This is a genomic window from Pelagibacterium sp., assembly GCF_965249125.1.
GTDB lineage: Bacteria > Pseudomonadota > Alphaproteobacteria > Rhizobiales > Devosiaceae > Pelagibacterium.
On sequence record NZ_OZ252217.1, the window covers coordinates 612,024 to 630,022 of the forward strand.

General features: G+C 61.2%; 17 protein-coding genes. 7 read left to right on the plus strand and 10 right to left on the minus strand.

All coding sequences use genetic code 11. The features are described from left to right. Position 1: 1 nt before the first annotated feature. The 4 genes from ACP148_RS03110 to ACP148_RS03125 all read right to left on the minus strand — a co-directional run bounded on the left by ACP148_RS03110 (position 2) and on the right by ACP148_RS03125 (position 4,083). A complete protein-coding gene (locus ACP148_RS03110) occupies positions 2 to 898 on the minus strand; it encodes an ABC transporter permease (protein WP_421951142.1) in 897 nt (298 codons plus the stop codon). Continuing rightward, positions 888 to 1,832, minus strand: a complete 945-nt coding sequence (locus ACP148_RS03115; RefSeq protein WP_421951143.1) for an ABC transporter permease — start codon at positions 1,830 to 1,832, stop codon at positions 888 to 890. Before ACP148_RS03115 ends, ACP148_RS03110 begins: the two co-directional genes overlap by 11 nt. 132 nt (positions 1,833 to 1,964) lie before the next feature. After that, on the minus strand, positions 1,965 to 3,299 hold the full coding sequence (locus tag ACP148_RS03120) for an NAD(P)/FAD-dependent oxidoreductase (RefSeq protein ID WP_421951144.1): 1,335 nt from the start codon (positions 3,297 to 3,299) through the stop codon (positions 1,965 to 1,967). Positions 3,300 to 3,414: 115 nt separating this feature from the next. Continuing rightward, positions 3,415 to 4,083, minus strand: a complete 669-nt coding sequence (locus ACP148_RS03125; protein ID WP_421951145.1) for a haloacid dehalogenase type II — start codon at positions 4,081 to 4,083, stop codon at positions 3,415 to 3,417. Between the two features lie 417 nt (positions 4,084 to 4,500). Here ACP148_RS03125 and ACP148_RS03130 point away from each other — a divergent pair, with 417 nt between their 5' ends. From ACP148_RS03130 to ACP148_RS03155, 6 genes are all read left to right on the plus strand, one after another. Continuing rightward, the gene (locus tag ACP148_RS03130; RefSeq protein WP_421951146.1) at positions 4,501 to 5,733 is read left to right on the plus strand and encodes an MFS transporter; all 1,233 of its coding nucleotides are present in this window, start codon (positions 4,501 to 4,503) and stop codon (positions 5,731 to 5,733) included. Positions 5,734 to 5,865: 132 nt separating this feature from the next. Continuing rightward, positions 5,866 to 7,020 carry an NAD(P)/FAD-dependent oxidoreductase gene (locus ACP148_RS03135; protein WP_421951147.1) on the plus strand — a complete coding sequence of 385 codons (1,155 nt, stop codon included), beginning with the start codon at positions 5,866 to 5,868 and terminating at the stop codon, positions 7,018 to 7,020. Positions 7,021 to 7,111: 91 nt separating this feature from the next. Then, positions 7,112 to 8,164 carry a cation diffusion facilitator family transporter gene (locus tag ACP148_RS03140; RefSeq protein ID WP_425033618.1) on the plus strand — a complete coding sequence of 351 codons (1,053 nt, stop codon included), beginning with the start codon at positions 7,112 to 7,114 and terminating at the stop codon, positions 8,162 to 8,164. 107 nt (positions 8,165 to 8,271) lie between these two features. Next, positions 8,272 to 8,595 (plus strand): ArsR/SmtB family transcription factor, encoded by a 324-nt coding sequence (locus ACP148_RS03145; protein WP_421951150.1) that lies wholly within the window; start codon positions 8,272 to 8,274, stop codon positions 8,593 to 8,595. 132 nt (positions 8,596 to 8,727) lie between these two features. Continuing rightward, positions 8,728 to 9,087, plus strand: a complete 360-nt coding sequence (locus ACP148_RS03150) for a cupin domain-containing protein (protein ID WP_421951151.1) — start codon at positions 8,728 to 8,730, stop codon at positions 9,085 to 9,087. Continuing rightward, positions 9,084 to 10,262 carry an aminotransferase class V-fold PLP-dependent enzyme gene (locus ACP148_RS03155; RefSeq protein ID WP_421951152.1) on the plus strand — a complete coding sequence of 393 codons (1,179 nt, stop codon included), beginning with the start codon at positions 9,084 to 9,086 and terminating at the stop codon, positions 10,260 to 10,262. Before ACP148_RS03150 ends, ACP148_RS03155 begins: the two co-directional genes overlap by 4 nt. 155 nt (positions 10,263 to 10,417) lie before the next feature. Here ACP148_RS03155 and ACP148_RS03160 read toward each other — a convergent pair whose 3' ends face one another. From ACP148_RS03160 to ACP148_RS03185, 6 genes are all read right to left on the minus strand, one after another. After that, complete coding sequence (locus tag ACP148_RS03160) at positions 10,418 to 10,792, minus strand: Rid family detoxifying hydrolase (RefSeq protein ID WP_421951153.1); 375 nt, start codon at positions 10,790 to 10,792, stop codon at positions 10,418 to 10,420. A gap of 13 nt (positions 10,793 to 10,805) precedes the next feature. Further along, positions 10,806 to 11,990 carry a trans-sulfuration enzyme family protein gene (locus tag ACP148_RS03165; RefSeq protein WP_421951506.1) on the minus strand — a complete coding sequence of 395 codons (1,185 nt, stop codon included), beginning with the start codon at positions 11,988 to 11,990 and terminating at the stop codon, positions 10,806 to 10,808. Between the two features lie 160 nt (positions 11,991 to 12,150). Then, positions 12,151 to 13,194 (minus strand): ABC transporter ATP-binding protein, encoded by a 1,044-nt coding sequence (locus ACP148_RS03170; protein ID WP_421951154.1) that lies wholly within the window; start codon positions 13,192 to 13,194, stop codon positions 12,151 to 12,153. Beyond that, on the minus strand, positions 13,191 to 14,237 hold the full coding sequence (locus ACP148_RS03175) for an ABC transporter ATP-binding protein (protein ID WP_421951507.1): 1,047 nt from the start codon (positions 14,235 to 14,237) through the stop codon (positions 13,191 to 13,193). The genes ACP148_RS03170 and ACP148_RS03175 overlap by 4 nt, the downstream gene beginning before the upstream one ends. 11 nt (positions 14,238 to 14,248) lie before the next feature. Further along, positions 14,249 to 15,082, minus strand: coding sequence for an ABC transporter permease (locus ACP148_RS03180; protein WP_421951155.1), 834 nt, complete (start codon positions 15,080 to 15,082; stop codon positions 14,249 to 14,251). Beyond that, positions 15,079 to 16,020, minus strand: coding sequence for an ABC transporter permease (locus ACP148_RS03185; RefSeq protein ID WP_421951156.1), 942 nt, complete (start codon positions 16,018 to 16,020; stop codon positions 15,079 to 15,081). The genes ACP148_RS03180 and ACP148_RS03185 overlap by 4 nt, the downstream gene beginning before the upstream one ends. A 343-nt stretch (positions 16,021 to 16,363) precedes the next feature. On the opposite strand from ACP148_RS03185, the gene ACP148_RS03190 reads away from it, so the two are divergent. Further along, a complete protein-coding gene (locus ACP148_RS03190; RefSeq protein WP_421951157.1) occupies positions 16,364 to 17,980 on the plus strand; it encodes an ABC transporter substrate-binding protein in 1,617 nt (538 codons plus the stop codon). Positions 17,981 to 17,999 lie beyond the last annotated feature (19 nt).

The following is a 17,999-nucleotide window of genomic DNA, read 5'->3' on the forward strand; positions in this document are numbered from 1 at the left end:
GTCAGTGCTCTCCCGGTTCGCGGGTATCGATATCGAGCCCGTGCCCGACCCACGTGACGCTGAGCGCCGCGAGGAAGATCATGATGCCCGGTGCGATCATAAGCAGCGGCGCGCGTTCGAGATAGGGCTGCGCATCAGCCAGCATCAGCGCCCAGTCCGGTTGCGGCGGCTGCACGCCGAGCCCGAGAAAGGACAGGCTGCCCACCGTGATCAGCTTATGGCCGAACCGCAGGAAGGAAACGGCGGCGATCGGGCGGACGGTATTGGGGATGATGTGGCGGAAGATCACGAACCGCCGGGTCGAGCCGAGTACTTCGGCGGCCCTTATGAATTCCTGGGCGTTGATCGACATGCTCAGGCCACGGGCCAGGCGCGCGTATGGAGTCCAGCCCACTATGGTAAGCGAGATGACCAGCGTGACGTAACCGGGGCCGAAGACGGCGACCAGGAAGATGGCGATCACCACGTCCGGGACCGAGATCAGCAGATCGACCGTGCGCATGACAAGTTCATCGAACAGTCCGCCGATGCGGCCTGAAAGCACCCCGATCAACGTGCCGACCACGACTGAGAGAACCACCGAGATCGCCGCGATGATCACGGAGAACTGTCCGCCCACCAGAACCCTGCTGAACACGTCGCGGCCCAGATGATCGGTGCCGAGCCAATGTTCGTGATTGGGCGGCTGTAGTCTGCTGAGCAGGTCCTGGGCGCCGGGCGGATATGGCGCAACGAGCGGCGCCAGAATGACCATGAGGACGACGGCCAGAAATATCAGCGTGCCGGCAAAGAAGGTCCAATGCCGCGCAGCGATGAAGGCCCTGGCTCGCGTGAGGCGCGACATAGGAGCGCGAACAGGGTGCGTGGGGCCAAGTGAGGGGGCGGGGCTAATGTCCATGGCGGACTCGCAACGCTGGATTGAGGGCAAGGTAGGCGAGGTCGGCGAGAGTGTTGATCAGGACCGACAACGTGACGATGGCCACGAATGCGCCCTGTAAGACCGGTATGTCCATATTGACCACGGCTTCATAGAGCAGGCGGCCCATGCCGGGGATCGCAAAGATCACCTCTACCACCACCGACCCACCGAGCAATCCGGCCAGCCAGAGCGCGAAGAAGGTGACGATCGGGATCGATCCGTTGCGCACCCCGTGACGGAGCACCGCCTGGCTCATGCCCAGCCCGCGGCTGCGGGCGGCGGTGATGTAGGGCGCGGCCAGTACGTCCATCATCGCGGCCCGGGTGACCTGGGTGAAATAGGCCATGGGGCGCAGCGTGAGAGCGAGCGCAGGCAGTACGAGCGATCGCCAGTCGTGCCAGCCCGCCGAGGGCAGCACATGCAGATAGAGGGCGAACACAAGGATCGATATCGGCGCGAACCAGTATTCGGGCGTGGCGACGAAAGCCTGGATCATCAGCGTGGTGAACCCGTCGAGCCTGCCGCCCGGACGCATGGCGGCGAGAGTGCCCAGGGGAAGGGCGACCAGAACGGCGGCGCCCAGCGCCGTCAGGGCAAGCGTGATCGAGACTGTCAGGGCGCGGAAAATCTCGGACGCGACCGGCTGACGAGTGGCGAAGGAATAGCCGAAGTCGCCCCTGAAAGCATCGCCCAGCCACGCCAGATATTGCACGAGGAATGGCCGGTCGAGGCCCATTTCCACCCGCAGCGCGGCAATGGCCTCGGGCGAGAGCGCCGGGTCCCCTGTTCGCGAGATCAGGATGGTACGAACCGGATCGGCGTCGCTCATGAACGGCAGCGAGAACGCGGCGAGCGAAACGATGAGCAGCATCGCGCCGAGAACGACGAGCCGCTGAAGAATTTGACGCCACATGCTCTTTCCCTTTCGTTCGATCGCGCTCCGACTCTTGTGCCCGGTTACGCTGCGTTGACTCTGGACCAAACTCCCAGTTTTCGTTCCGTCGCCAGATTTTGCCGGAAGGGCCCGCGCCTTTCCGATCTCACTTTAGTGCAGGATGTCCTGCAATCTGAAATAGGCGCCCACCACCGGCAGAAACCAGGGTGGGCCGAAATGGCCGGGTATGGCCGGCCAGTCCATGTCGCACCAGATGCTGGTTTTCCCGGTGCCGGAGATGACCCCGGCCATAACCTGCCCCATATGCGTGGCCATCTGCGTGCCGTGCCCGCTATAGCCCATCGAATAGAACAGTCCGGCATGCTCGCCGGCGCGGGGCAGCCTGTCGGCCGTCATGTCCACGATCCCGCCCCAGCAATAGTCGATCTCGGTGCCTGCAAGCTGGGGAAAGACCTCAGCCATGCGGCGCCGGAGAATGCGGCCGCTCTTGGCGTCCGACAGCGGGTTCGACATCGCAAACCGGGCCCGTCCGCCGAACAGCAAGCGATCGTCGGGAGTGACGCGGAAATACGAGCCGATATTGCGGCTGTCGGTCACCATGCGCCGGGTCGGCATGATGGTATCAAGAGTGGCGCGGGGCAGGGCGCGCGTGACCACGATGAAACTGCCGACCGGAACGATGCGGCGGCGAAAGCGTCCGAAGGGACCGGTCATGGAGGCACCGGTGGCGACCAGCACGGCGTCTGCCGTCAGGCTGCCTCGGCTCGTCGTGATCCGGTGCCGTGCGCCGGACAGGCGCTTGATGGCGGTTACGCTCGTATCCTGATGGATGGAGGCCCCATGGCGTGTCGCGGCCTCGGCCAGTCCCATGAGGAACTTGCCCATGTGCATTCCCGCGCTTCTGGCAAAAACCAGCCCGCCATAATAGCCGGCGGTTCCGACCTCGGCGGCGAGGTCGGCGCGCGGCACAAGGCGTATGTCGGTGTCGGTGCCCAACTGCAGGGCATCGTGGGACCTCATAAGCTTTTCGTAGTGCTCGGGCTTGGCGGCGAGCTTGATCTTGCCGGTGCGATGGAAGTCGCAGGCTATAGCTTCTTCGGAAACGATGCGTTCGACGGTATCCACGGCGCTATCGAAGGCCCGATAATAGGCGCTGGCCCGCTCCATCCCGATGCCGGCTACGAGGGAGGCGAAATCGGTAGCGGTGCCGTTGTTGCACTGGCCGCCATTGCGACCCGACGCCCCGCCGCCGATCATTCCCGCCTCGAGAACCACCACGTTTGCGCCGCTGCGTGCCAGAGCGAGAGCCGCCGAAAGCCCGGTGAATCCGCCACCGATCACAGCGACGTCGACCCGATCGCCCAAAGGCGCAGCAACGGCGGCGCGATAGCGCGGAGCAGTGGCTGTCCAATAGGATTCGTAGCGCGTGCCCGCCGCGATCTGGGCGTTCAGTCCGAGTGGTCCGGTATCGGTCATAGCGTTCATGACGCAAACTCTCACTGCACGACGATGCTAGGATCGTAAATTCGTATTGTCAACAATCCAGGCTGTTCAGATATTAGAAATTAGGCATATCAGGTGGTCAAATTTTGAGCATTATTCAGAGGCCGACGACGCCCGGCAGTTCGGAAATGTCCTTGATCTGCACTGTCGCGTAGTAGGAATTAAATGGCTCGTGGCCGCGTGCCACGAAACACCTTCCACCGAAGCGCAGGTCGTGGACCGACATGATGTCGTAGCGATTGCTGGATGAGACGTGCAGGATCTCGGATGGATCGGCGCCGAGCTGATCGAGCATGTATTCGAAGGCCCGCAGGCGGGGCTTGTAGGCTTGCGCGTCCTGTGCCGTGAATACTTTGTGGAACGGAGCGCCGAGCTTTTCCACATTGGCGTGAATCTGATCGTTGGACGCGTTCGACAGAATGACGAGGGGGATTTTGTCGGCGATCTTGACCAGGCCCTCGGTGACGTCCGGCCAGGGGCCCCAGGTGGGAACTGCGTTGTAATAGACCTTGCCGTCCTCGGGCCGAAATTGGATGCCCCAGCGCCGGCAGGTCCGCTCGACGGCGTTCGAGAGCACTTCGCTATAGGGCTTCCATGCGCCCAGAACCTCGTCCAGCCGGTAATACTGGAAGTCGCGCTTGAAGGTCGGCATGTCGTCGGGTTTGACGCGGTCACCGAACACCTGGTCGGTCATGTCGCTCATGCGGAAGCGCGTCAGCGTACCGTAGCAATCGAAGGTGATGTATTTGGGCCGGAAATCGGTCATGTGCGAAGGTCCCTTCCGCGGCTGAGGCCGGTGTTCTCATCAGATGAGTACGACGCTAGCACTCCTCGCCGAAGCTGTACCCGTTAGTGACCGCATGAATTTGCAGAACATTCTGTTTTGTCGACCAGAGTCGGCAAGTCATGCTGCCGGGGAAAGGCTTGAATAGCGGTGGGGTGTATTGTTTCAACATAATGCTTTGTTTTTAAATGCATAATTTTCTAATGCGAAATTTGACGTCGGAATAATCGGAGGCGGCGGGCGGCTGCGGGGCCCTCAAAGCCGCGGGTTTGGAGCGTTTTCAGCGTGCTAAAGCGTGTGCTGCGGCAGGTTCTGCCGATGCGCGATCGAAATTGGCACGACCCCTTTTTACCCTTGCGGTCAAATGCTGATCAGTCGCTTGTAAATCGAGGGCCAGCCATGTTCGAACGCCAGCAGCATCGCGACGTGCTGGTCATGACCCTGCTCATGGTGACCCAAACGGTGGGCTGGGGCACCGGTTTCTCCCTGCTCGGGGTTCTGGCCGTGCCCATCGGGGCGGACCTGTCCATTTCGGCCGGGTATGTCTATGGCGGGGTCACTATCATGTTTCTCGTGGGGGCCGCCGCCGCCCCGCTGGCGGGACAGCTGGCCGACCGGTACGGGGGCGTAAAGCTCCTAGCGCCCGGCAGCGTCGGTTTCGGGCTGGCCCTGTGTGCGCTGGGCTGGGCCCAGGACATCTTTACCTATTATCTGGCCTGGGCCGCTTTCGGGATGGCGATGCATTTCGGGCTGGCAACCTCGGCCTATAGCGCCATCGCAGGATTCGGCATGCGCCGGCCCGAACGGGGCATCGCTATCCTGACCCTGGCGACCGGCATGAGTTCCACCGTGTTCTGGCCGGTCTCCTCGCTGCTCGTCTCGTTTCTGGACTGGCGGCAGGTTTGCTTTGTCTATGCCGTTCTGGTCGTGGCGGTCGGCGGCGGCGGGCACATGCTGGTGGCGCATCTGGGGCGGGGCCGGACACGGCCGGTACGGCCCGATGCGGCGCATGAAATCGCGCCGAATCGGGCCGGAGTGGTTCCGGCCGGTCTCGAGGGCAACGCGTTTTGGCTGCTGGCCGTGGCCATGACGTTGACCGGCGCGGTCGGCACGTCAATGGCGCTTTTGCTGATCGACGTCTTCGGCGCCCTTGGGGTGGATCGCGTCGATGCGGTTTTCGCCGCCTCGCTGCTCGGCCTCGTCTATCTCGCAAGCCGGGGGATCGACGTGGCGCTCGGCGGGCGGATCGATCCTCTCAAGCTCGCGCTCGGCGTCTTCGTTGCCCTGCCCTTGAGCCTGACCCCGCTTCTCGTGCTGTCCGTACTCGGGGTGGCTGTCCCGGTGTGGGTCGCGATCGGGAGCACGATCCTTTATGGCTTGCCCGCCGGACTGTTGGGTATTTTGCAGCCGACCATACCGCTGCATCTGTTCGGGTCGTCCCATTATGGCCGCTATCTGGGCCGGATGGCACGGCCCCTCGATCTTGCCAATGCGCTCTCGCCGACGATTTTTGCGGTCTTTCTGCCCCTGAGCGGCGCGGCTGTGCTCGCCTTCGCGATCGCGTTGAGTGTGCTGGCGCTTGTTGCCTGGCTGGCCATGATTCGACTGGCTACGAGCGCGGCCCGGCACTGAAGGGTATGGAATCTTGTGCTGCGGTGTTGCGGGCAATCCGCATGGAGCGCCCGAACCCAGGCGCAGACCAATGCAATCGGACGGCCGGCCGCGCTAGGATTTCTCATCGCGATTTCGTCAAAGGGGTTTGAAATGGGCAAGTCGATTTGCGTCGTTGGCGCTGGAATCATGGGCGCCGCCGTGGCGGGGGCGCTTGCCGACGCCGGCGCTGACGTCACCGTCGTGAGTCGCGACCCGCTGGGGCGGGACACGTCGTCGGCCTCCTTTGCCTGGCTCAACGCGCTGGAAAAGACCCCGGCGCATTATGCCATGATGAACATCAACGGCATGAAGATGCATCGGGCCTATGCGGACCGCCACGGGCACGCCCCCTGGTATCACACCGGCGGCAATCTGCATTTTACCTTTGGCGGTCGCGAAACCGAGCGCCAGCGGGAAATCTTCGAGGAGATGTCCCAGTTCAACTATCGCGCCAAATGGCTCGATGCCGACGAAACGCTGGCGCTAGAACCCGATCTTGCCCGCGAAGCGCTGGACGGGGCGACCATAAGCTATTTTCCTGAGGAAGGTTGGATCAGCGGCGCCTTGCTGATCGCGCGGCTTCTGGCCGACTTGCGCAAGGCAGGCGGCACCGTGCTTGCCGGCGTGGCGGTGACGGGGTTCGCCCGGTCGGGCGATGCACTTTCGCAGGTGTTGCTCTCGAACGGCGAGCGCCTGGACGTGGATATGGTCGTCAATTGCGCCGGGCCGGCGGCGAGCCAGATCGCAAGACTGGCGGGCGCCGATATTCCGATGAAGAATGAAGTCGGCGTCCAGATTTATACGGCTCCGGCCGCCGTTACCCTCAACAGGGTGATCCACTCGGCCAATCTCAATATGCGGCCCGATGGGGCGGGGCGCATCTGCCTGCACGATTTCGGGACTGATTCTGCCGCAGCGGCGCTAGAGGATGCAACCGGTGCCGATATCGAAGGGACGGCAAGAGCCTATCGCTACGATCTGTCCGCCGCGCAGCCGCTTGCAGACCGGCTCGCGCGGTTTTATCCGGGCACAAGGGGAGTGGAACTTGAGGCAGCACGTATCGGCCTACGCCCCATTCCCCGCGATCGCCGGCCCGTGGTCGGCTTCCAGGGCGGGGCCGACAATTTCTATTCCGCCGTCATGCATAGTGGGGTGACGCAGAGTCTCTGGATCGGCGAACTGGTGAAACGCGAGGTATTGGAGGGCATAGCTGCGAGTGAACTCGATCCCTATCGCCCTGATCGGTTTGCGGCACCAACTGTATAATAACTTTACAAATGAACATGTATTAATATATTGAGGTGAAGGAACGAATGGGGATAGCGTAATGACCAGTGTTTCCGACAAGAGCGCGCAGTTGAAAGATCACGATCACGATCACGATCACGATCACGATCACGATCACGGCCATGACCATGACCATGACCATGACCATGGTCACGGGCATCACGGCCATGCCCACAGCCATGGCGGTGGGCATCACAGTCATGCGCCAGAGGTCAGCAGCAACAATGAGCGCGTGGTATTGGTCGGGCTGGTCTTGACCGCCAGCTTCATGATCGCCGAGTTCATCGGCGGTATCCTTTCGGGATCGCTGGCGCTGATCGCCGATGCCGGGCACATGCTGACCGACGCCGCAGCGCTCGGGCTGGCCTGGGCCGCGTTCCGGTTCGGGCGCAAGCTGTCGGATTCCCGCCGGACCTTCGGCTATGTGCGCTTTGAGGTTCTGGCCGGTTTCGTCAACGCCGTCACCCTCTTCGCGCTGGTCGCCTGGATCACCTATGAAGCGATCCAGCGCCTGTTCGAGCCCCATCCCATTCTTGCCGGCCCGATGTTGATCGTTGCCATACTCGGGCTGTTGGTCAATATCGGCGTCTTCTTCATGCTGATGCAGGGTGATCGCGAACACGTCAACATTCGCGGGGCGATGCTGCACGTGATGGGCGATTTGCTGGGGTCGGTCGCTGCAATCGCCGCCGCAATCATCATCTACTTCACCGGCTGGACGCCGATCGATCCGATCCTGTCGGTGCTGCTCTCGGCGATCATCCTGCGGGCCGCGTGGTTCCTGCTTGGCAACGTCATCCATATCCTCATGGAGGGCACGCCGAGCAATATCGAGATCGCCGAGTTGAGAAAGACCGTCCTAGGCGAGGTCAGCGACATCGCCGATGTTTCCCATCTCCATGTCTGGTCGATCACCTCGGGTAAGCCGGCGGCCACCATGGAAGTCACGCTCAAGGACGGGGCCGATCACCAGACGGTCACCGAACGGGTGAAAAAGACCCTGGCCCGGCGCTACTCCATTCGCCACGCCACCGTCGAAATCAACTGGGGCGGCCAGCCCGAAGCGTGCTCGCTCGCCGATCCCGCACAGACCATGCCCAGTGCCCATGCTCATGCTCATTGAGACCGGTCCTTGAGGCATTTCACCGTTTCCTGCAGGCGGGGAAATGCTTTAGGGTCGCGTCTTGCCGCGCCTTGATGCCTTTCGAGGCGCTATCGCTGGAGGTCTTTTTGAGCGTTCGCCGCAAACCCACTGAGGCAGAGATTGCGATCGTCGCTGAGACCTTCAAACTGCTCGGCGACCCCACGCGGCTCAAGATTCTGCTCGCCTGTCTCGACAACCCCATGGCGGTGGGCGATATTGCCCGCCACATTGATGCCTCCCAGTCGCTGGTCAGCCATCATCTGCGTCTGTTGCGCGGGGCGCGCTTGGTACGCGGCACGCGTCATGCCCGCCATATCCATTACGAAGCCGACGACCATCATATCCGCCACGTGGTCGGCGACATGATCGCCCACGCCATCGAACATGACGACGGTGTCAGCGGAGGCTGATTTTCGGCGTCGGGGACCGACATATCCTGCCGATTGCGCAGAATATGCTTTGCCCATGGCCCTTGCGGCATTTCCTTGCGGCGGGGGCGGTCTACGATCATGCCATCGCATTCCACCGGCAGGAGACACCTCATGAGCAACCTCGTCCCGATCGAACCGGCAACGCTCGGCCCAGCAAAAATCGGCAGCGTTGCGCAGGAGCGGCGTCTGGAGGGCGATCCGGTCCTGTCCACATGGGCGCTCGACGAAGCCCATGGCGGCCTGGTCAAGTCCGGAATCTGGGAAGCCACGCCCGGCGCTAACCGCTCGATAAAGGGCACGACTTTCGAGTTTTGCCACATCCTGTCCGGTGTTGTCGAAATCACCGAGGATGGCGGCGCGATGCGGCGCTACACAGCCGGTGACAGCTTCCTGATGAAGCCCGGTTTCACAGGCGTCTGGCGGACCATCGAAACGGTGCGCAAGATCTATGTGACGGTGACGCCTCAATGACGGCTGCCGACCGAGCGCCCCAAGACATCGACTGGGAAGAGGTCCGCGCACGCTATGTGACCCAGTACCCCCTGCTCAATCTCAACAATGCCGCCGTCAGTCCGCCCACGCTGGCCGTGCAGGCGGCGGTACGCGAGGCGATCGATGCGATCGCCAGGAACCCCGACTATGCGATGTGGTCCGGCCTCGATCTCAAGCTGCCGGACACCAAGGCAGCGCTGGCGCGGCTGATCGATGCCGCGCCCGACGAAATCGCCCTCAATCGTAATGCCACCGAAGGGCTTTCGCTGGTCATTTTCGGCATCCCATTGCGCATGGGCGACGAGGTGTTGATCGCGCCCTGGGATTATCCGGCAGCGATTGGGGGCTGGCGGCAGCGCGCCCGGCGCGACGGTATCGTCACCGTCGAATGCACCTTCGATCTGATGGCCGACGACGATACGATCGTCGCCGCATACGAGGCGGCCATCACGCCCCGGACACGGGTCATGCATCTCACGCACATGGTGCACTGGAACGGAAAGCGCCTGCCCGTTGAACGGCTTTGCGCGATAGCGCGGGCCAGGGGCATATTGACGGTGGTCGACGGCGCACAATCGTTTGCGCAGATGCCGGTCAGTTTTCGCGCGATGGCCTGCGACTATTTCGTGACCAGCCTCCACAAATGGCTCGGCGCGCCGGTCGGCAATGGTATGGTGGTCATGCGGGCCGATCTGATCGCCGAAACCTGGTCCCATCTCGCCCCGTTCGAGACAACGCCCTATGCCATCGGCAAGTTCGACCACTGGAATCTGGGCACATATAATTCCGCGCTCCAGGCCGCGATCCCAGTCGCCATCGAGCAATATGACATGATCGGCCCGCATCTGATGCGCCGCCGCCTTTCGGAACTGACGGACTATTGGGTCGCGCGTGCCAGGAGGATCCCAGGCTTTCTCCTCTTTTCCCAGACGACCGGCGGCAGGGCGGGCGCCGTCGGTCTGTTCGCCATCGAGGGCCGGGACGCGCGGGCGATCGAAGAAGCCCTGCGCTCCGAACATGCAATTCACCTCAAATACCGCAAGGTCGGCGAGATCGAAGGCTTGCGCGTCTCTCCCCATATCTACACCCGGTTTTCCGAACTCGATCGCTTCGTCGACGCGCTCGATGCAGTCTGCCGCTCGCTGCCCGGCTGATCGGGCAAAACGAAAGCCCCGTGGTTTCACCGCGGGCCTTTCCCGCTGGGATCGAATGTCGCGCGATTTAAGAGAGTGCACGCACGTACTTGGTCGCGGGCCGGAACCCTCTTGGGCCTCAATACGCGATGCTCATCTATCCGAAATGGTCTGGTTCACAGCGCTATCATCGCTTCGATCTCGACCTGAGCCCCTAGGGGTAACGCGCTGACCTGGTAGGTAGCCCGTGCCGGAAAGGGCGGGGTAAAGTGCTCGCCATAGGCTGCATTGAGATCGGCAAAAACCGACAGATCGGTGACCAGGACCGTTGTCTTGACCACGCGCGAAAGGTCCGTTCCCGCTGCGCGGGCTATGGCTTCAATGTTGGCAAGGCACATGCGCAATTGGCCGACCGGATCGGTCGTATCGATGGTGCCGGTTTCCGGATTGATGGGAAGTTGACCGGAAACGAACACCAGGCCGTTGAGAATCCGGGCTTGAGAATACGGACCGACGGCCTGGGGCGCATCGGGCGTGTTGATGACATCCATATCCGTTCTCCGATTACGCGACGATTGCGGCGCGCTGGCCCAAGCCTAGGCGCGTGACCATGCATTCGATGTCGGACCAGAGTTCCGACGGCTCCTCCAGCCCGATCGAAAGGCGCAGGATGGTGCCGGGATGGGCATTTTCGCGAACGCGGTTATCCTTAATCGACATGGGCGCGACCAGACTGCGCGTTCCACCCCAGGAAGCGCCGATGGCGAAGAACTTCAGGTCAGTGAGCGCGCGGTCCACATTCGCCTCGTATTGGGCAGGGACAATGATGCTGAATACGCCACTCGCTCCGGCGAAATCGCGCTTGTAGTGTTCATGCCCCGGGCAGGACGGCAGGGCTGGGTGCAGCACGCAGCCTTTTGGGAATATGCCATCGAGCGCTTCTGCGAAGCGGTGCGCAACCTGTCCGGAATGCTTGAGACGGACCGCCAGGGTTTCCATGCCGCGCAGAACCAGAGACGCCTCGTCGGGCGACACCCCAATTCCGAGCATGCGCATGATGTCGCGCATGTTCTTGCGCAGATACTGGTCCTTGACTGTGACCGATCCCATGAGCAGATCCGAATGGCCGCTAATGTATTTCGTCAGGGCCTCCATGGCAAAGTCGGCACCGTGATCGAGCGGCTTGAACAGGAGCGGCGTCGCCCAGGTGTTGTCGCAACCCACCAACGCGCCTTTTTCATGGGCAACCCGGGCGATCGCGCTAAAATCCTGCACTTCCATTGTCGTGGAGCCAGGCGACTCGAGCCAAACCAGCTTGGTATCGGCATCGATTAGGGAGCCGATCTGTTCCCCCATAGTGGGATCGTAGACGATAGAATCGATGCCACGCGGGGTGAGAAAATTCCTGCACAGGCCGGTAACCGGGGGATAGGCGCTGTCGGGAATGAGCACTTTCTGGCCCGGCATCAACGTGGCCAGCATGATCACAGCGATTGCACATTGCCCTGAGGGGAGCAGAACGGTGGCTTCACCCCGGTGCAGGCTCGAAATCTGCGCTTCCAGCGTTTTGGTGGTCGGGGTGCCGTGCAGGCCGTAGGAATACCCGTCCAAGCCGCGCTTTCCACGCTCCGCGTATTCTTCCATGTCGGAAAAGACAATGGTTGAGGCGCGATAGGTCGGTATTGCCAAGCTGGCAAATCCCTTGTGCGAGACTTCGGGCTTGATGACGCAACGCGACATATCTTCCATCATGGAGGCTCCTCGTGGTGACCGGAGTACTTTATCTGCCCGGTTGATTGTCTGGGGTTCTGCGGAGATGAACTGCACCGTCATCGCGCCTAACAGACGATTGTTAGTCTCATATCGAGCCTGTGACTTTGGCGGCAAGGCACCGGGCTCTATAGATCGATTACTTCAGGTTATTGGATGCCACCGGCACCACGTGTTTGGGGGCTTGCAATTGGTGAGCGGGGACGTGCTCGGAGACGCGATCAAGGTGGTGACAGCTCGTCGCAACGCCTTGCGCATCGATTGTTATGGGGGGGCGGGTCTTGCAGGCTTCGTCCGCCAGGCGGCAACGGGTTCGGAATACACAGCCTTGGGGCGGATTGAGCGCGCTGGGTATCTCGTCGTGGGACACCTCCATCGCCATGGGCCGGCTGGGGTCGGGGACCGGCACCGCCGAGAGCAGCATTCGTGTGTAGGGATGCCGAGGCCGTGCCAGAATCTCCTCGGCGGACCCGGTCTCCATGACCCTGCCCAGATACATCACCACCAATCTGTCAGCGATCGATCGCACGACGCTCACGTCATGAGTGATGAACACATAGGCCATGCCGCGCTCGCGCTGGAGATCGGAAAGCAGATTAAGAATCTGGGACTTGACCGAAACATCCAGGGCGGAGACGGCCTCGTCTGCGATGATCACCTCGGGGTCAGCGATGATTGCTCGTGCGATGCCGACCCGCTGGCGCTGTCCGCCCGAGAGTTCCTTTGGCCGCCGGTTGGCATCGGCCGCGTTGAGCCCAACACGCTCCAGCGTCAGCGCCACTCTCTCTTTCTGCTCGGTCCTGGACATATGGGTGAAATTTTCGAGGGGTTCGGCAATGATTTGGCCGAGCGTCAAGCGCGGATTGAGCGATGCGTAAGGGTCCTGGAAGATGAACTGCACGCTCTTGCGCATGGCCTTGCGGTCCACCCCGCTCAGGGCGTCAATACTCTGGCCATGGAAGAGCACCTTGCCTTGGGAGGCAGGCGAAAGATTGGCGAGCACGCGCGCCAATGTCGACTTGCCGCACCCGGATTCGCCCACGATGCAAACGGTCTCGCCGGCAGCGACTTCCAGGTTGATGTCACTTATGGCACTGAAATTCACCTTGCCCCAGCCCGATCGGGTGCGGACCTTGTAGTCCTTTTGAACATTGCGCGCTTGCAGGATCAAAGACTCGTTCATTGGTGCGCCACCTTGCCCGGCGTTCCGGATGCGTCATGGACATGCCAGCATTCGACCATCCTGTGGTCGGTGGGCGAACAGGATTGATGGGGATCGTGGGAGCGGCAGATATCGGTCGCATGGCTGCAGCGGTCGGCGAAATTGCATCCCTTCCCGCGCGCAATGAGTGGAATGACCGTGCCAGGAATCTGTTCGAGCCCCATCCCGGCCTTGACACGTTCGGACTTGCACAGGCCTTGCCTGGAACACGACAGCAGCCCGCGCGTATAGGGATGGAGGGGGTCGTTGAAGACCTCGATCGCATTGCCATATTCAACGATGCGGCCAGCATACATCACTGCCACTTCGTCGGCCATCTGGGCAACGACGCCAAAATCATGAGTGATCAGCACAAGGGCCATGCTCGTTTGACGCTGCAGATTCTTGAGCAGCGCGAGAATCTGAGACTGCACCGTCACATCCAGCGCGGTGGTGGGTTCATCGGCCACAATCACTTTGGGCTCGCCCGCCATTGCAGAGGCAATCATGACTCGCTGACGCATCCCGCCTGACAATTCGTGGGGAAACTGGTCCAGCCGCCTCGGGGCGTCCGAGACGCCAACCAGTTCAAGCAGTTCCAGCGCCCGCTCGCGCGCCTGACTGGCACTGATGCCGCGATGAATGCGGATAGCTTCCGATATCTGTCGACCAATCCTGACCAGCGGATTGAGCGAGGTCATCGGGTCCTGAAAGATCATCGATATCGCCGAGCCACGCAGTTTTTCCATCCCGCGGCCGCTGAGCTTGACCAGATCCTGGTCGCCAATGGAGATTTCTCCGCCGGAGATGGAGACATTGTCCGGCAAGAGGCGCATCAGAGACAGAGCCGTCAGCGACTTGCCGCAGCCCGATTCTCCCACGATGGCCAGAGTCTTGCCGGGACGGACGGAAAAGGTCAGGTCATTGACCGCATCGAAACGGGACTGGCCGCCGCCGATGGCAATGGAGAGGTGTCTGACATCGAGGATCGGGGCACTTTCGCCCGGGGGATTGAGGGGATACATCGCGTTCACGACTAGCCTCCATTCTTCTTGCGCAGCGCCTCGCCGATCGAACTGATCGCCAGAACGGTGAGGGTAAGAAAGGCGCCGGCGACGAAGATCGTCCATGGCGCCTGTTGGAAATAACTGCGGTTTTCGGAAACGATTACACCCCAGCTTGGCGTATCGGCCGGCATGCCCGCGCCGATAAAGCTCAGCCCCGCTTCTCCCAGGATCGCGTAAGCGCACACATAGGTGACCTGCACCGAAAGGGGTGCGATCAGGTTGGGCAGGATGTGTCGAACGAGTATCTTGAGCTTGCTGCTTCCCGAAATGACGGCGGCATCCACATAGAGCCGGTTGCGCAGGGACAGGACTTCCGAGCGCGCCACGCGCACAATCCTGGGAATCTGTGGGACCGTAAGCGCAAACACCACCATGCCGAACGAGCCCTGGGCAATCCCGGCCAGCGCCACGGCCAGCAACAACTCGGGGATTGCTAGCATTCCGTCCATCACCCTCATGATGATGAGGTCCAGACGCCGGAAATAACCAGCTACCAAACCGAGCCCTACACCCAGAGCCGTAGCCGCGCCTGCCACGCAAAGCCCAACCAAGAGGGAGATTTGTGCCCCGCTCGCGACACGGGCCAGCAGGTCGCGGCCCAATCCGTCGGTTCCGAACGGATGCATGAACGATGGAGGAAGTAGCCGGTTGGCCGGGGCGATACCGTTGGGATCGCCCGTCACGAACGGGCCGACGATCGCCATGAGGGCAATTGCGCCGAGAATGCCAATGCCAATAGTGAACTGGTCAACCACAAAAGGGCGCCGAGGGAGGGGTGTGTATTGCCGGAGAATGAGCGTCATACTTCGATCCTCGGATCAACTAGCCTGTAGGAAAGGTCGATCATCAGGTTGATGGTAATCTTGACCGCTGCAAACAGCAGGATTAGCCCCTGAACGATCGGAAAATCTCTGTTGAGCACCGCGTCGACGGTCAACCGGCCAAGGCCGGGAATTGCAAAGACTGTCTCGGTGATCGTGACGCCCGAGAGCAGCGAGGCTATGCCCAGACCGATAACCGTTGTGATCGAGTTGGTGGCATTGCGCATGGCATGAGATACCACAACGCGGAATGTCGAAGCGCCGCGAGCGCGCGCCGAGCGGATATAGTCTTCCTGCAAGACAGCGAGCATGGAAGCTCGGGTGGTGCGCGCGATCAGGCCCACGTAAATCAGGGAGAGGGTGGCGCACGGCAGAATGACCGAGCGAATGGTGCTGCCCAGCCCTTCTGAAAGCGGGGAATACCCCTGCACCGGCAACCACCGCAGCTGAACTGCAAAAATGTAGATCAGGATATATGCCGCAATGAAGCCCGGCAGGGCGAAGGCAAGATTTGTGAAGGCGGAGAGCGCCTTGTCGAGCTTCTTGCCGGGATTGAGCGCGGCGGCCGTACCAATTGGAATGGCGACCGCGACTGAGAAAATAATGGTGCCCAGCGAGAGCACGACCGTGGGTTCGACCCGTTGCGCCACCAGTGTGAGCACTGGCAGATCGGTGAACAGCGACGTTCCGAAATCGCCCTGGAGTATGTGCCAGAACCAGACCAGGAATTGCACATGGGTCGGCTGGTTGAGACCCATACGTTCGCGAATGGCATCGAGGCGTTCAGGCGAGGCATCTTCGCCCGCATAGATCGTGGCGGGATCGCCGCCGCTGATCAAAGCAAGAATGAACACGATTACCGCGACAACCATGATCACGATCGCAGACGAAGCCGTCCGCGTGATGAGATAGCGCAGCATGAAAACCCCTCTCCGTGCCACCGTCTGTGTAAGCGGCCTAGCAGCAGGAGGACATGCGTCCGCGTTTGCAACCCGACCGAATACCGACAATAGGCCCAGCGTGTATTCAAGGCCATGGCGCTCAGCGGAATGGTCTATAATCGCGCCTTATAGGACTGAGATGACGGGCAGCGCGGACCGCTGGCCATTACTCAGACTTACAGACCGATAATCTCGACTACATTGCTTTTACGCTTCCCTGTGCCGGAAACTTTCCCTTGTAAGTGAGGCGACCGCGACTGTTGGTGTCGTCAACACGCAGACAACCGGCTGATCTTCTCGGCTGGGCCCAAAGGAGGGAAAAATGAACAACACTGGACTGGCTTCAGGGGTGCCATTCGGTTCGCAAGCATGGATGATCGCGATCACCGCCTTGCTTTCAAGCACAATATTTGCAGCTCCGGCTCTAGCGCAGGGTACGCTCGACGTCATCTCCTATGGTGACCTCAGGATTCTCGATCCCTACAAAGGAACCGGCAATTCGGCGTATCATGCCCAGATGATCTACGACACACTGCTCAATGTCGACCCCGACAACGTGCCTCAGCCCCAGATGGTCGATGAATGGTCAATCAGCGACGATGGACTGGAGTACACCTTTACGCTGCGCGAGGGGCTCTTGTTCACGGATGGGTCGCCGGTCACCTCCGAAGACGTGATTGCCTCGGCAAAGCGCTGGAACGCGCTGGCCGCGACAGGCCAGTCGAGCCCAATCGATCCCGAAGGCTATGAAGCCATCGACGACACGACATTCGCCATTCGCCTGGAGCGGCCCTATCCGTTGTTCCTGCATGCAATCGGGTCGACCTTTGCGCCGCTGTTTGTGATGCGAGCCGAGGATCTCGATATCGCGCTCGATGAGAATGTGACAACGAGTGTAGGGTCTGGCCCCTTCATTTTCGAGAGTGCGAACTGGTCCCCCGGCGCTCGGGTGATGTACCGCAAGAACGAGGACTACACGCCGCGCAGCGAGCCTGCAAACGGGTTTGCCGGCGGGCGCAATGTGTATGTCGATGAAGTCGTCTGGCACAATATTCCAGATTCCCAGACGGCGCTGTCCGCGCTGGAGACCGGCGAAGTTGTGTTCATCGAGTCCGTCGAGGGTGAGGAGCTCGCACGGGGTCGCGAGATCGAGAATGTTGCCGAGGCCGGATCGTCCAGCCGTGGGCAAAGCCACATGATGGTCATCAACCACACGGTGCCACCCTTCGATACAGTCGATGGCCGGCAGGCGATGCTGCATTTGATCAATCCCCACGACGTGCTTCTCGGCGCGCTGGGGAACGAAGATTTGTTTGAAACCTGCGGATCCTTCTACATTTGCGGTTCCCAATATGCCAAGCCGGCTGGGCTTGACGGTCTTGCGGCCGAACCCGATCTCGATCGGGCACAAGAACTGCTCGATCTAGCCGGTTATGATGGGGAACCCATCACAATCCTGATGGCCACAGATCGGCCGCAAAACTTCAACGCCAGCCAGGTCTTTGCTTATCAGCTCGAGCAACTCGATACGCTGAACGTGGAAAGCGCCATCATGGACTGGGGCGCCCTGACAACGCGGCGCGCCAGCCGCGAGCTGCCGGCTGACGGCGGATGGACCATGTTCTATACCACTGGGTATACGACAAGCCAGAGCGACCCCGCTTTTCACTTCAACGCACGAATGATGTGCGACGATGGCTGGTTCGGCTGGGCGTGTGACCCTGAAATCGAGCAAATGCGGACGAGCTGGGCCGATGTCGAAGACGAGGACGAACGTGCCCTTGCAGCCCAAGCACTGCAAGAACGCTGGGCCCAAGCATTGCCCTTCATTCCGCTGGGTGCGGTCAGCAACCGGTCAATCTATCGCGAAGACCGGATTGAAGGGGTGCTGGACACGCCGATCCGAACGCCCTTGTGGAACATTTCGCTCATCGACTGATCTTTACCGCCGCGCCTCC

Bases quoted from the DNA above. Each gene is read 5' to 3' on its own strand.
- ACP148_RS03170 (WP_421951154.1), bottom strand. From the start codon at position 13,194: ATGAACGAGTCTTTGATCCTGCAAGCGCGCAATGTTCAAAAGGACTAC.
- ACP148_RS03175 (WP_421951507.1), bottom strand. From the start codon at position 14,237: ATGTATCCCCTCAATCCCCCGGGCGAAAGTGCCCCGATCCTCGATGTC.
- ACP148_RS03190 (WP_421951157.1), top strand. From the start codon at position 16,364: ATGAACAACACTGGACTGGCTTCAGGGGTGCCATTCGGTTCGCAAGCA.
- ACP148_RS03185 (WP_421951156.1), bottom strand. From the start codon at position 16,020: ATGCTGCGCTATCTCATCACGCGGACGGCTTCGTCTGCGATCGTGATC.
- ACP148_RS03155 (WP_421951152.1), top strand. From the start codon at position 9,084: ATGACGGCTGCCGACCGAGCGCCCCAAGACATCGACTGGGAAGAGGTC.
- ACP148_RS03120 (WP_421951144.1), bottom strand. From the start codon at position 3,299: ATGAACGCTATGACCGATACCGGACCACTCGGACTGAACGCCCAGATC.
- ACP148_RS03165 (WP_421951506.1), bottom strand. From the start codon at position 11,990: ATGGAAGATATGTCGCGTTGCGTCATCAAGCCCGAAGTCTCGCACAAG.
- ACP148_RS03110 (WP_421951142.1), bottom strand. From the start codon at position 898: ATGGACATTAGCCCCGCCCCCTCACTTGGCCCCACGCACCCTGTTCGC.
- ACP148_RS03135 (WP_421951147.1), top strand. From the start codon at position 5,866: ATGGGCAAGTCGATTTGCGTCGTTGGCGCTGGAATCATGGGCGCCGCC.
- ACP148_RS03160 (WP_421951153.1), bottom strand. From the start codon at position 10,792: ATGGATGTCATCAACACGCCCGATGCGCCCCAGGCCGTCGGTCCGTAT.
- ACP148_RS03150 (WP_421951151.1), top strand. From the start codon at position 8,728: ATGAGCAACCTCGTCCCGATCGAACCGGCAACGCTCGGCCCAGCAAAA.
- ACP148_RS03130 (WP_421951146.1), top strand. From the start codon at position 4,501: ATGTTCGAACGCCAGCAGCATCGCGACGTGCTGGTCATGACCCTGCTC.
- ACP148_RS03180 (WP_421951155.1), bottom strand. From the start codon at position 15,082: ATGACGCTCATTCTCCGGCAATACACACCCCTCCCTCGGCGCCCTTTT.
- ACP148_RS03125 (WP_421951145.1), bottom strand. From the start codon at position 4,083: ATGACCGATTTCCGGCCCAAATACATCACCTTCGATTGCTACGGTACG.
- ACP148_RS03115 (WP_421951143.1), bottom strand. From the start codon at position 1,832: ATGTGGCGTCAAATTCTTCAGCGGCTCGTCGTTCTCGGCGCGATGCTG.